The sequence below is a fragment of the Amycolatopsis benzoatilytica AK 16/65 genome, from assembly GCF_000383915.1.
Taxonomy (GTDB): Bacteria; Actinomycetota; Actinomycetes; order Mycobacteriales; family Pseudonocardiaceae; genus Amycolatopsis; species Amycolatopsis benzoatilytica.
Map to the genome: position 1 here is coordinate 4,689,116 of NZ_KB912942.1, position 13,011 is coordinate 4,702,126.

At 69.0% G+C, this 13,011-nt stretch carries 13 protein-coding genes; 1 reads left to right on the top strand and 12 read right to left on the bottom strand.

From position 1 onward, the window contains the following. Positions 1 to 90: 90 nt before the first annotated feature. The gene (locus AMYBE_RS0121535; RefSeq protein ID WP_020661461.1) at positions 91 to 654 is read right to left on the bottom strand and encodes an RNA polymerase sigma factor; all 564 of its coding nucleotides are present in this window, start codon (positions 652 to 654) and stop codon (positions 91 to 93) included. Positions 655 to 1,411: 757 nt separating this feature from the next. On the opposite strand from AMYBE_RS0121535, the gene AMYBE_RS0121540 reads away from it, so the two are divergent. Next, a complete protein-coding gene (locus AMYBE_RS0121540) occupies positions 1,412 to 2,071 on the top strand; it encodes a TetR family transcriptional regulator (protein ID WP_020661462.1) in 660 nt (219 codons plus the stop codon). Here AMYBE_RS0121540 and AMYBE_RS0121545 read toward each other — a convergent pair whose 3' ends face one another. Genes AMYBE_RS0121545 through AMYBE_RS0121595 form a run of 11 tightly spaced genes read right to left on the bottom strand, consistent with a single transcriptional unit; the run spans position 2,072 to position 12,971 of the window. Beyond that, complete coding sequence (locus AMYBE_RS0121545) at positions 2,072 to 3,505, bottom strand: aldehyde dehydrogenase (protein WP_020661463.1); 1,434 nt, start codon at positions 3,503 to 3,505, stop codon at positions 2,072 to 2,074. It lies immediately after the preceding gene. Positions 3,506 to 3,513: 8 nt separating this feature from the next. Further along, positions 3,514 to 4,689, bottom strand: coding sequence for a thiolase C-terminal domain-containing protein (locus AMYBE_RS0121550; protein WP_020661464.1), 1,176 nt, complete (start codon positions 4,687 to 4,689; stop codon positions 3,514 to 3,516). Further along, complete coding sequence (locus tag AMYBE_RS0121555) at positions 4,686 to 5,111, bottom strand: Zn-ribbon domain-containing OB-fold protein (protein WP_020661465.1); 426 nt, start codon at positions 5,109 to 5,111, stop codon at positions 4,686 to 4,688. Before AMYBE_RS0121555 ends, AMYBE_RS0121550 begins: the two co-directional genes overlap by 4 nt. Next, positions 5,108 to 5,413 carry a hypothetical protein gene (locus tag AMYBE_RS0121560; protein WP_020661466.1) on the bottom strand — a complete coding sequence of 102 codons (306 nt, stop codon included), beginning with the start codon at positions 5,411 to 5,413 and terminating at the stop codon, positions 5,108 to 5,110. The genes AMYBE_RS0121555 and AMYBE_RS0121560 overlap by 4 nt, the downstream gene beginning before the upstream one ends. Before the next feature lie 10 nt (positions 5,414 to 5,423). Then, positions 5,424 to 6,890, bottom strand: coding sequence for an acetyl-CoA acetyltransferase (locus tag AMYBE_RS0121565; protein WP_020661467.1), 1,467 nt, complete (start codon positions 6,888 to 6,890; stop codon positions 5,424 to 5,426). A 14-nt stretch (positions 6,891 to 6,904) separates the two neighbouring features. Beyond that, positions 6,905 to 8,509 (bottom strand): FAD-dependent oxidoreductase, encoded by a 1,605-nt coding sequence (locus AMYBE_RS0121570; protein WP_020661468.1) that lies wholly within the window; start codon positions 8,507 to 8,509, stop codon positions 6,905 to 6,907. Positions 8,510 to 8,520: 11 nt separating this feature from the next. After that, positions 8,521 to 9,633 carry an NDMA-dependent alcohol dehydrogenase gene (locus tag AMYBE_RS0121575; protein ID WP_020661469.1) on the bottom strand — a complete coding sequence of 371 codons (1,113 nt, stop codon included), beginning with the start codon at positions 9,631 to 9,633 and terminating at the stop codon, positions 8,521 to 8,523. After that, positions 9,630 to 10,019 carry an SCP2 sterol-binding domain-containing protein gene (locus AMYBE_RS0121580; protein ID WP_020661470.1) on the bottom strand — a complete coding sequence of 130 codons (390 nt, stop codon included), beginning with the start codon at positions 10,017 to 10,019 and terminating at the stop codon, positions 9,630 to 9,632. The genes AMYBE_RS0121575 and AMYBE_RS0121580 overlap by 4 nt, the downstream gene beginning before the upstream one ends. A gap of 26 nt (positions 10,020 to 10,045) precedes the next feature. After that, entirely contained in the window at positions 10,046 to 11,263 is a 1,218-nt protein-coding gene (locus tag AMYBE_RS0121585; RefSeq protein WP_020661471.1) for a cytochrome P450, read from the bottom strand. After that, entirely contained in the window at positions 11,260 to 11,475 is a 216-nt protein-coding gene (locus tag AMYBE_RS0121590; protein WP_020661472.1) for a ferredoxin, read from the bottom strand. Before AMYBE_RS0121590 ends, AMYBE_RS0121585 begins: the two co-directional genes overlap by 4 nt. Further along, the gene (locus AMYBE_RS0121595; RefSeq protein ID WP_020661473.1) at positions 11,472 to 12,971 is read right to left on the bottom strand and encodes an aldehyde dehydrogenase family protein; all 1,500 of its coding nucleotides are present in this window, start codon (positions 12,969 to 12,971) and stop codon (positions 11,472 to 11,474) included. The genes AMYBE_RS0121590 and AMYBE_RS0121595 overlap by 4 nt, the downstream gene beginning before the upstream one ends. Positions 12,972 to 13,011: the final 40 nt, after the last annotated feature.

The window sequence follows — 13,011 nt, forward strand, 5'->3', positions numbered from 1 at the left end:
CGTCATTGCGGACCAGTTACCTATTGTCGTTAGTTTAAACATGGCATCGCACCCGGCGTCAACCCGAACGGTCGCCGAGCACTCGGCCGATCAGCCTTCGCCCGCGGCGACCAGCTGGCGCACGGCGCGATAGTTCAACTGCCGGATCGCCGCCTCGGAGCGGCTCATCATGGACGCCGTCTCCGTCACCGAATATCCGTGCACTCGCCGCAACAGCAGGCATTGCCGCTGCTCCGCGGAGAGCGCGGTGAGCCGGGTCGAGACCTCGTCGAGATCGAGCGCGGCCAGCACGCGCCGTTCAGGTCCATCGACCGCGCGTTCCAGGTCGACGTCCTCCGACACTGCGATCTCGCGCCGGTATCGGCTCGACTTCCAGTAGTCGAACGCGAGATTGCGCGCGATCGTGAGCAGCCAGGACCCGACGTCCTTGCCCTGATAGCGCACGTCGCGAATCGCCCGCAAGGCACGGACAAAGGTCTCGCTCGTCAAGTCTTCTGCGGTCGCGAGATCGAACGGGCGGCCGAGAAAGTACGCGATCAGCACTTTCGAGTAATGCCGGTAGATCAGCTCGAAACCCGCACTGTCGCCGTCCTGCGCGGCATGCACCCAGGACCAGGTTTCTTCCGGTTTCCACTCCCAGCGACGTTGCTGCATGACCCGACGCCTCCTCGCGATCCGGGTGCACGGTCCCGAGTGGACCAATTTATCTAATGGTAGTAGATAACTCGTCCGGCAATACTCACCCGTGCGGGTGAAACGTGACAGAATCCGGACCGAAGCTGCCGTCAAGAAACCTTGCAGCAGGAGACGGCGTCGCCGGATACCACCGTCCGACACGACCCCAGTGAGTCCACTGTGGAAGATGAACGGACCAGGAAAGTCCGCATCGGACACGACCGTTCAGCTCTGCCCGTCGTTCAGGACGATGAAAAGGCCCCGGCGAACCATACGCGCACCGTCAAGTCCTCGCCGACCGGCGCGACCGAGCGGAAGTTCACGGTCAGAGACGCCGTACGCGCGGGTCAGCGGCCGAAATGCCGGAAAGCCGCCCGGGTACCTCGTCGAACAGCAGCGCGATCGCTCCCCCGTAGACGGCGCCTTGCCGCCCAGGAAAAACCGGCCGAACCGCACACGGGCCATCTCCGGAACCGCCGGGCAAGCCGGCAGCGTCGCCGTATCCACCGGCGGCGAACGACTCCGGAACCCGATCCGGGCGTCCCACGGTTCGGCTTCGCGCATCGCCGACCTGAACACCCCGCACGGCTTGGGAGACCGGCGGGCTCGCACCGCGGCTCCGGCCATAAACCTTCCGAGGTTTGGTTAACAGTTTCCCGGGAAGGAGGAGAACCGGTGCTCCGTCGTCGTGCGACAATCAGGAGGAAGACGGGAATAGGCGACATGAGGAGGACGGGTGCCGCGTCCGAGCACACCACTGATCAGCCGCGAGGCCACGATCGAGGCGGCACTGTCGATCATCGACGAAGACGGCCCGGAGGCGCTGAGCCTGCCGCGCCTCGCGCGCGAGCTGCACGTCAAAGCCCCGTCGCTGTACTACCACTTCGCGGACAAGAACGAGATCCTCACCGCGGTCGCCCAGGCCATCGTCGCCAAGACCGTCTTCCCGCGCAAGCCGGTGTCCGGGGACTGGGCGGAGTGGTTCACCCAGCTCAGTCTGAACTTCCGCGCCGCGGTGCTGCGACACCGCCGGGCCGCGCCGATCCTGCTGCAGTTCCTGCCGCGCGACATGCTGATCGACCTGTACGAAAGCGCAGCACAGTACCTGCAGGAATGCGGCGTGCCGGTCGAGCTCCACGTCCAGATCCTCGACGGGCTCGAGAAGCTCTCGCTCGGCGCGACGATCGCGGAGGCGATGCGGCCGGCGTCGCGGAGCCGGGTGCAGTTCCCCCACGCAGATCCCGAGCGCCACCCGGTCCTGTCCGCCGCCGACCGGGCCAATCGACTGAACGCACGGCAGATCTTCGAGCACACCGTACGCAGCTACCTGCTGGGGATCGCGCACTTCGGCAGCGTCGAGACCACTGCGTCCGGCCAGCTCGACGTCACCGCCTGATCAGCGGCGGTAGATCGACTTCGCCACCAGGTACGGCGCAATGCCCTCCGGTCCCAGCTCCCGGCCGAGACCGCTCGCCTTCACACCGCCGAAGGGCGCATTGATGTGCAGCTCGTAGTGGTTCACGCCGACCGTGCCGGTCCGAATCCGGCGCGCCAGCGCCAGACCGTGCTCGGCGTCGTCGCTCCACACCACACCGCCCAGGCCGTACTCGCTGTCGTTGGCCAGCGCGATCGCCTCGTCCTCGCCGCGGTACGGGATCACGCAGAGGACCGGTCCGAAGATCTCCTCCTGTGCGATCGACGAGCTGTTGTCGACGTCGGCGAAGACGGTGGGCTCGACGAACCAGCCGGGCCGGTCCGGGGCGCCGCCGCCGGCCGTCAGCTTGGCGTAGTCAGTGCCGCGGGCGATGTGGGAGAGGACCCGCTCGCGCTGGACGGCGGAGACCAATGGGCCCACTTGCGTCGCCCGGTCGAGCGGGTCGCCGACGGTCAGGCCGGCGACCGTTTCGGTCACGACGTCGACGACCTCGCGGTATCTGCTCGCCGGAGCCAGAATCCGGGTCGCCGCGTGGCAAGTCTGGCCGTTGTTGGGCAGCGAGACGTCCAAGAGCTTCGATGCGAACAGTTCGAGATCCGCGTCCTCGGCCACCAGCGACACCGATTTGCCGCCCAGCTCGAGGGTGACCGGCCGGAGGAGCCGGCCGGCGACCTCCCCGATCGCCCGGCCGGCAGCCGTCGAGCCGGTGAACGCCACCTTGTCGACGTCCGGGTGTTCGACCAGGCGAGCACCCGCTTCTCGGCCGCCTGGAACCACGTTGAGCACCCCCGCGGGCAGCCCCGCGGCGGCAGCCGCGTCCGCCAGGACGAAGGCGTCGAGGGCGGTCTCGGGCGGCGGCTTGAGGACTACGGTGCAGCCCGCCGCGAGCGCCGGCGCGATCTTCATGATCGCCAGCGATTGAGGGTAGTCCCACGGGGTCACCGCAGCCACGACGCCGACCGGTTCCCGCCTGACTACTGTGTCGCCGCCGGTCGGGCTCGGCCGGGTCTCCTCATCGAGGGATTCAGCCAGGCCCGCGTAGTACTGCGCGATGAACGCGGGCGCGCTGCCGTTGACGAGCCGCGACAGCGCGAGGGGCATGCCGTTCTCGCGGCTCACCAAAGCAGCCGTCTCCTTGCGCCGAGCGTTCAGCTCGGCGGCGAACGCCGTCAGCAGCCGGGCGCGCTCGGCCGGGGTCAGCGATGCCCACGGACCGTTCAGCGCGCGGCTCGCGGCCGCGACCGCCCGGTCGATGTCGTCGGCGTTCGCCAGCGCGGCCGTAGCGAGCGTCTCGCCGGTCGCCGCCTCGATCACCTCGTGCGCGGTGCCGTCGGCGGGCGCGGCCCATTCGCCGTCGATGTACAGGTCCGGCCGGTCGAGTTCCGGTGCCGTCATGATTCCTCCTAGAGAGTCCGGTCGCTGCCGAAGAGCACGGAGCTGACCAGGGGAGCCATCGGCCCGCCGATGAACAAGGACGTGTCGGCGGCGCCGGCTTGATTGCGCGAGGTACCGCGCACCTGGCGGACGGCCTCGACTGCCAGGCCCATGCCGTTGACGAACGAGTCCGCGATGTTGCCGCCGGAGGTGTTCACCGGCAGCGCGCCGCCGGGGGCGGTCAGGTTCTCGACCGTCATGAATTCGCCTGCCGCCGGCCCCTGCGGGCACAGACCGTGGTCGATGAGAGAAGCGACCGCCGGTCCGCTGAAGTTCTCGTAAACCTGGACGACATCGACCTCGCCGGGCTTGACGCCGGCTCGGTCGAACAACCGCGAAGCCACGCCCGCTCCGGAGTCGCCCGCCGCGAAGCCCGCCGACGTGTAGTGCCGGTCGTTCTCGGTGAGAGCCGAGTACCCGCCGGGCGCGCCTTGCGCGGCCGCCAGGAGATAAGCCGGCGGCTGGGCCAGTTCCGCTGCCCGCTCGGCCGCCGTGATCACCAGAGCCACCGCGCCGTCGTTTTCCCGGGAGCAGTCGAAGAGGTGGAACGGCTCGACGATGAGCGGTGACGCGTCGTACTTCGCTTCGTCAAGCGGCTTGCCGTAACCGGCCGCGTCCGGGTTCTGCTGAGCATGGCGGTAGGCTGCCAGGACGAGATTCCGCATCGCGCTGCGTGGCACGCCGTCGTGTTCGAGCATCCGCTGGGTCCGCAACGCGCACACATGCGCCGGCGTCGCCACACCGTGCGGGAGATAGTTGTTGTCGAAGTAGTACTTCGCGTAGCCGAGGCGTCCGGTATCGCGCTGGGCCATGCCGCGGAAAGCCACGACGCATTCCGCCTGCCCGGAAACCACCGCCGCCGCGGCCGCACCGATCGCCGCCGCGACACCCCCTCCGCCCCCGCCCCACACCATGCTCGACCAGCGAAGCTCGCGGATTCCGAGGTCGGCGGCAAGTACCGGACCGCTGTTGTCTCCGCCTGCATACGAGGCGAATCCATCGACGTCGCGAGGGGAAATCCCCGCGTCGCGACAGGCGGCGAGGATCGCCTCCAGGACCAGCGCGCGCTCCCCCGCCGGAGCGCCGCCGCGCGGGTAGTGCAACTCGGACACGCCCGCCACGGCGGTGGCACCGCGGAACGTCATGCGAGACCTCCTGTCTTCCAGCGCAGCACCGGCCATTCGGCATTCGCGGGCTGCTCGATGACGCCCTGTACGCGATCGCCGATCGCCGGGTCGCCGGAGGCGTCGACGAGAATGCCCAGCAATCGCACGGGCGCGCCCGTCAACTCGACCAGCACGGTGACGTACGGGGTTTCGACGTCGAGTTCGCTCATGAACGCGCGGTGGCTGCGGATCCAGGTGTAGACCGTGCCTTCGGGCTCGACCTCTTCCCAAGCGAGGTCGAACGACCAGCATTCGGCGCAGACCGGCCGGCCAAGCGCCCGCCATGTTCCGCAGTCGGCGCACCGTGGGAGCTTGAGCCGGCCGGCGCGCAGGCCTTCCCAGAAGGCGAGGTCGGCGCCGTCTGGAGCCGGACCGGCGGGAAGGGTTTCAGCGCTGGTCACTCGTCGCCCGCCGGGAAGTTTTCCAGCCCGTCGGCCTTCCATTCTCCGTCGACGAGCCCCCATCCGGACCTCAGCCCGATCGGACCGTCCGGAGTCCGGTAGACCGCCTCGCCGGTCGCGCGGTCGCCTTCGACCCGCACGGCCACTACCTCGGCGGAGCCGACCTTGTCCTGCGGCACGTTCACTCCGCGAAAGACCGAGGGGACCGAGCCCGGTGCCATGTCGTTCAAGATGCCCTTGCGGTCGCCTTCGACCACCATGGCCACGTGCCGCCGGTACGTCGTCTCGAAATCAACCGTCATCGGGAACTCCTCATCTCGGCGTGAAAGTGCCGTCTTCGCGTACGTCGGCCTTGATGCCGGCGTCCTCTTCGTGCACCAACTGGCGGACTGTGCCGGGGTCGTCGCAGCGCGCGAGAGTCCGTGCGCCTGACGCCGTGCGCAGGGCCGCCATGGCGGTGTCAGCCTCCCCGTCCCGGGTGAACGCGACTGTCCACGCTTCCAGCTCGGCCGGACCGGTGTAGTCAGCGGCGACCGCGGTCGGCGGCACCCGGTCCGCTTCGGCTTGAGCCGACTGGCGACGGAATCCCTCGCCCGGCCACGGCGAATAGACGCCGATCGAGTGTCTGGTGAGGTAGCCGCTGTTCGCGGTGATCAGCCCCGGACGCTGGGTGCGCCGGACTTCGGCGATCATCGTGGCTATCGCGTGCGTGCTGTAGTTGTTCCACGGCCCCCCGGCGAAGGTGAGCCCGCCGGTGATCGTGAGCGGGCGCGCCGGATCGTCGACCGGCAGCCCGAGTTCCGCGGCCGCGACCTGCACCGCGGAGGGGAAACACGAATACAGGTCGATCGGGCCCAGTTCCGCGACTCCGACGCCAGCCAGCTCCAGCGCTGCCCGACCAGCAGCGCCGATCGCCGGGGAACCGGCGAGCCGGGGCCGTGCAGCGACGGCCGCGGTGTCCGAAGCCTCGGCACCGGCGCGCGGAAAGACCCAGCGGTCCTCAGGCACGCCGAACCGCCGCGCAGCCGCCGCCGAGCAGACCAGGACCGCTGCCGCCTGTTCGACGTTGTTGTTGGAATTCATCAGTTTCGGGTAGGGCCAGGAGATCATCCGGTTCTTCGGCCCGGGCGTCGCGATCTCCGCCGGAGTGTGCGCGCGGGGGGTCCACGCGGCCGGGTTCCCGGCCGCGACCTCGCTGAATCGCGACCAGAGCGACGCTATCCGCGCGTGGTGCTCCTCGATGCCGCGCCCGGCATCGAGGCGGAGCGCCTGCTCGAACAGCGGATAAACGAAGGCGGGGCGGTCCAGTCCCGCCCGCACTTCCAAGGGATCGCGCATCGGCACGTCCGGACGACGCTCCGGCTCGCGGACGTCGTCGCTCTGTACCGTCCACTCCGGACGCCGGCCGTCGGCTTTCAACGTCATTCGCGTCCGCCACGCTTCGGCGCCGACCACGAGCACGACGTCGCACCGGCCCGCGGCGATGTCCTCCGCGGCGTCGTTGACCAGGGATTGGGGATGGCTGCCGCCGTTTCCCGTGTAGACGGTGTGCCGGACCGGCGCGCCGAGCCGCTCCCCGACCAGCCGCCCTGGGTCGCGGTAACGCCAGGACAGCAGACCGACAACCCGGACTGACTCGACGGCCTCGGCGAGTCCGGGGGCGCCGGCGTCGGCTGCCGCACGGCGGGCGGCTTCGACCATCATGTCGACCGGCTCGCGGGGGCGATCGCGCTGGTTGAGCTGGCCGCCGCCGGCCAGGACCGGGATCCGGGGATCCATGTGCCTCCTTCGGGTCAGCCGTCTTGGCGGGCTACGGCGAGCATTTCGGCGACGTCCACCAGCTTCACTCGCGGCCGCCGCTGCCGGCGCCCCGCGTCCACTTCGTGGTCGTTGATCCGCCGCCACCCGCCGAGATCGATGTGCCGCGGCAGCACGTCAGCGATGTCCCCGGCTTCGGCCGGGGCTGGGAGCCTTCCTTCGCGGAAGTCGTCGAGGAGGGCCCCGACAGTGTCCCGCGCACACTTGCGGTTGGTGCCGATCACACCGGACGGACCGCGCTTGATCCATCCCGTCGCGTAGACGCCGGGCACCGCCACCCGGCCGGCGTCGTTGGGGATGACGCCCCGCCGGTCGTCGAACGGCAAGCCGGGCAAGGGCGAACCGCGGTAGCCGACCGAACGGAACACGAGCCCGCAGGCCAGTTCCTCGAAGTCGTCGGTCGGGATCGCGCGCACCACGCCGTTGTCCGCGACGAGCCGGGTGCGGCACAACCGGACACCCTCCACCCAGCCGTCGCCGGTGATCTCAGTCGGCGCGGCCAGGAACCGCAGGGCGACCCGACGGTCCGCGCTCGGCCGGCGACCGGCCAGCTCGGCCAAAAGGTCTATTTTGGACTCGCCGTCCGGCTCCGGCAGTTCCTCCGGCCGTACCACGAGGTCCGCCCCGGGTGTCCGCGCCAAGCCGAGCAGTTCCTTCGTCGTGAACGCGGCTTGCACGGGCCCGCGCCGCCCGACCACGACGACTTCGCGGACCGAACTCGACCGCAGCTGCGCCAGGGCCGGGTCGGCGATGTCGGTCTTCGCCAGGCGCTCCGGGTCGGCAGTCAGAATCCGGGCGACGTCCAGCGCCACGTTCCCGTTGCCGATCACCACCGCCCGCTCCCCCGACAGGTCGAAGGTGCGATGGGCGAAGTCGGGATGGCCGTTGTACCAGCCGACGAACTCCGTCGCCGAATGACTGCCCGGCAGGTCCTCGCCCGGAATCCCGAGCGGCCGGTCGGTGAGCGCCCCGACCGCGACCACCACCGCGTGGTACCGCTCGCGCAGCTCGTCGATCCTCAGATCGGAGCCGATCTCCGTGTTGAGGAACAGGCGGAAACCCTTGCGCCGCATGGTGTTCGCGAAGGCCCGAGTCGCGTCCTTGGTGTCCTGGTGGTCCGGCGCGACGCCGAAGCGCACCAGACCACCAGGTGTCGGCAGCCGCTCGAACATGTCGACGCGGACGTCCAAGCCGCGTTGGGCCAGCAGTTCCTCGGCTGCATAGCAGGCCGCTGGGCCCGAACCGACCACGGCCACCCGCAAGTCGCCACCCGCCCACTCGCGGACCCGCGCGACCTGTTGCTCCTGCGGGTAATCGCGACGGCCCGGGCCGTCGAACCACCGCGCGTTGAGCTCTTCGAACGGGATCTGCTCGTCGGTGAGGTCGTAGTCGGCGCTGATCGCGCCGACCGGGCAGACCTCGACGCACGCCCCGCAGTCGACGCAACCGGCCGGGTCGATGTAGAGCATTTCGGCCGTGCCGTAGTCCGGCTCGTCCGGCGTGGGGTGGATGCAATTCACCGGGCACACCGCGACGCACGAAGCGTCGTTGCAGCACGCGCGGGTGACGACGTGGGTCATCGCTGGCGTCCTCAGAAGTCGATGACGCCGCGAAGGTTGATGCCCGCGTGCATGTCGCGATAGCCCTGGTTGATCTCCTCCAGGGAATAGCGGCGGGTGATCAGCTCGTCCAGCATCAGGTGCCCCTCTTGGTAGAGGCGCAGCAGGTCCTCGACCGCCCGGGTGGGCTGCATCATGCCGAACAGCGAGCCCTGGATCCGTTTCTGGTACATAGCCAGCTCGAACAGGCTCACCGGGATGCCGTACTCGACGACGTTGCCCATGCTGGTCAGCACGACCGTGCCGGCCTTGCGGATCGAAGCGAACGCCTCCGCCACGTGCTCGCCGGTGACGACGCCGACGGTCACGATCGCCGAGTCCGCGCCCTGCCCGTTGGTCAGGGCTTGGGCGAGGTCCGTCGCCTGCTGCATGTTCTCGAAGGCGTCCGTCGCGCCCAGCTTGAGCGCCGCCTCCCGGTGGAACGGAGCCGGGTCGACCGCGATGATCCGTGACGCGCCGGCGAACTTGGCGCCTTGCACGGCGTTGATGCCGATCCCGCCGACGCCCATGACGATCACGACCTGGCCGGGCTGGACCGCGGCGGCGTTGACCGCCGAGCCCCAGCCGGTCGGCACTCCGCAGCCGACCAGCGACGCGACCGAGAGCGGGATCTCCGGGTCGATCTTCAGGGCTCCCCATTCCGGCAGCACCGAGTACTCCGAGAACGTCGACACCAGCGAGCACTGGCCGACGTCCTTCCCGTCCTCGGTGTGCAGCCGGAAAGTGCCGTCCAGTTGGGTGCCCAGCATCATGTAGGCCCCGTTGTCGCACAGGTTCTGCATGCCGCGAGCGCACCACGTGCACCGGCCGCAGCCCGGGATGAACGCCGCGACGACGTGGTCGCCGACCTTCAGGTCGCGCACTCCGGGACCGACCTTTTCGACGACGCCCGCTCCTTCGTGCCCGCCGCAGAACGGGTAGGCCATCGCCGGGACGTCGCCCTTCGCGTAATGGTCGTCGGAGTGGCAGAGGCCGGCATGCTCGAAGCGCACCAGGACCTCGAACTCCTTCGGGTCGTCGACCTCCACCTCGACGATTTCCCATTCGCCGGGCGCCTCGAACAGGACTGCCGCGCGCGACTTCATTCGAACTCCACCTTCCCCATCGTCTGCTGGATGTACATGAAGGCAGGCATGTTCTTCAGCATCTGCGCCATCTTCCCGCGCACCCGCAGCTTGCCCCGGGTCATCGCGACGGTCGGATTGATGCTGCCGTCGAAGCATCCGCGCCAGGTGTCGCTGCTGCCGCTGATGAGGAAGTCTGCCTTGTCGAGGTCTTCCTGGGACGCGACGCGCACCTCGGTGACCCGGCCCTTGTCGAAGCTGACGAAGAACTGGCCCTCGACCGGGGCCTCGTACTTGTAGGCCATGTCGAAGTCGATGTTCTTTCCCTTTTCGGCCCATTCCGGGTCGTTGTTGAGGGCGTCGGCCATCGCCTCGTAGAACTCGACGCTTCCGAGTTTCACGGTCATCTCTACACTCCTTTGTGCGGGGGTTATCAGAGGGATTCGCCGAGGACCAACGGCAGTTTCAGCACGCCCTTGACCTGGCTGAGGTGCCGGACCGGCGGGTCGGCGGGGTCCAGCCGGTAGTCGGGGATCCGGCGGTGCAGCTCTTCGAACGCGACGCGCAGCTCCAGCCGGGCCAGGTGGGAGCCGACGCAGCGGTGGTTGCCGGCGCCGAACGCCAGGTGCGGATTGGGATCACGGGCGAGGTCGACGTCGTCCGGGTCGGCGAACTTGGCAGCGTCGTGGTTGGCCGAGGCGAACGGGATGAGGATCTTGTCCCCCGCCCGCAACTGGACGCCGTCGAGCACATGGTCTTCCTTCACCACGCGCGCCGGGCAGACCGCAGACTCCCAGCGCAGCATCTCCTCCACCGCGGTCGGCACCAGGCCGAGGTCGTCGACGAGCTGCTTGCGCACCTCCGGGTGCTCGGCGAAGTAGATCACCGTGTGCGCGAGCTGCCCCTGCACGGTGTGCAGGCCGCCGATGAGGAAAAGGAACAGGATGTTGAGGACCTCGAACTGGGTCAGCGCGCGGTCCTCGAACGTGCCGTTGATGAGGATCTGCGTGATGTCCTCGCCGTCCCCGGAGTCGGCGCGCTCGTCGATCATTTCCGCGAAGTAGGCGTAGACCTCCATCGCTGCGCCCATCCGGACCTCGGTGGTGCGTTCCTCGCTGGCCCCCGGTTCGCCGAGCACGATCGTGTCGGCCCAGCCGTTGAACTTGTCGGCGTCTTCGGCGTTCCAGCCCATCAGGGCGAGAAAAACCCTGCTGGGCAGAGCTTTCGCGAAGGCATCGACGAAATCGACCTTGTCGTGCTTGAGCATCTCGTCGATCAGCTCGCCGGCGATCTCGCGGATGCGGGGTTCCAGATCGGCCATCCGCTTCGGCGAGAACAGCGGGTTGATCAACTTGCGGTAGATGCCGTGGTCCGGCGGGTCCACCTCGATCGGGATCATCGGGCCGTCCTGGCCGATGGTGTTCGGCACGTTGACCGATTCGCTCGAGAACACCCCGGGGTTGCGCAGGATCTCCTGAATCGTGTCGTACTCGGTCGCGATCCAGTGGCCGCCGTAGCGCGGGCTGTGCGCCACCGGGCATTTCTGCCGCATCTGCGCGTACACGTCGTAGACGGTGTCGGCGAGATCGGGCGAGTGGATGTCGAAGTCGTACTGAACGTCGGCGCTCGCCGCGTCCTTCAGTTCGGTCATCGGGCGTCCTTTCCGTGGTAGGCGGCGGTGATCGCCTGCTCTGGGCAATTGCTCGCGGCCCGGTCCAGCTCGGCGATCTGCTCTGCGGTCGTGGCCTCGTCGGCGACGATCGCGAAACCTTCGTCGTCGCAGTCGAACAGTTCGGGAGCGGTGAGATAGCAGCGTCCGTGTCCCTTGCACAGCACGCGATCCACCGTCGCGACCTTGCTCATCCCCACTCCCCTCCGACGACTCCGTAGGCGCGGACGTCGAGGTCGGTGTCGAGGGCGGTGTAGAGACTGCGCGTCTTGGTATAGGCGAAGAGCCCTTCGACGCCGTTCTCCGAGCCGACTCCGCTCATTCCCCGCCCGGCCAGCGGGGTGCGCGCGACGTCGGCCTGCGCGACGTCGTTGATCCAGGTCAGTCCACCGCGCAGGCGCAGCGCGACTTCGCGGGCCTGCACCAGATTCGTGCCCCACACCGCCGCGGCCAGCCCGTAGCGGGTGTCGTTGGCGATGCGGATCCCGTCCTCGACGCCGCGGTACCTGATGACCGACAGCACCGGACCGAAGATCTCCTCGTGCGCGGCCGGATTGTTGTTGTCCAGGTCGACCAGCACGGTCGGGCTGACGTAGTGGCCGCCCTCCGGCACCCCGGATGGCTGATCGCCGCCGACGAGCGCCCTCGCCCCGTGTTCGATCCCGGCCGCGACGAACTTCTCGACCTTCATCCGGGCGGCCGCGGAAATGACCGGCCCGACGTCGGTGGCGAAGTCGGCGGCCGGGCCGAGCCGCAGCACCGACGCACGTTCCTGGAGCAGCTCGGCGAACTCGTCGTAACGCTCGTCCGGCACGAGCATGCGGGTCGTGGCCACGCACGCCTGTCCGGCGTGCATCAGGCTGCTGAACAACGTCCCGCGCACGGCGAGTTCGGCATCGGCGTCGGGGAGGACTAGTGCGGGCGACTTCCCGCCCAGTTCGAGGATGACCTCCTTCGCGGTGGCGGCGGCCGCGGCCATGACCCTGGTGCCGACGGCAGTGCTGCCGGTGAAGCTGATCAGGTCGACGCCTGGATGCGCGACCAGAGCCTCCCCGGCGGTCCGGTCGCCATGCACGATGTTGAGCACGCCAGGCGGCAAGCCGGCCTCGATCGCGGCGGCGGCGAGCGCGTCCGGCCCGACCGGGGTGAGCGGTGACGGCTTGAGCACCACGGTGTTGCCGGCCAGCAGGGCGGGCGCGATCTTCCACACGCACATGAACAGCGGGAAGTTGTACGGCGTGAAGGCACCGACCACCCCGACCGGCTCGCGGTGCAGTTCCCACTGGCCGAGGGAAGGACTCGCCTGGATCGGGAAACTCTCCGGGCGCTCCAGCAAAGGCGCCATGTCGGCGAAGTCGCGCAGGTGCGCCATCGGAGCCCCGACCTGCAGCATCGGGCAGAACCGCGCGGTGGCGCCGGTGTCGGCGATCAACTCGTCGACCAGGACGTCGAATCGGCTCTCCAGCGCCGTGGCCAGCCGCCGCAGCACCCCTGCCCGGTCGCCGGGGGACATCCGCGCCCAGGGTCCGTCGTCGAACGCCGCCCGGGCGGCTCGCACTGCCTCGTCGACCGTTTCGGCGGGCGAATCGGGCACCTTGGCGAAGACCTCGCCGGTCGACGGGTCGTCCACCGGCAGAACGCCTTCGGCGTCGGCCCAGCGGCCGCCGATGAAATTGCGGAAAGAACGCATCGTCGCAGTCCTCCGTGTGATGCTGTTGACGTCGTTGTCG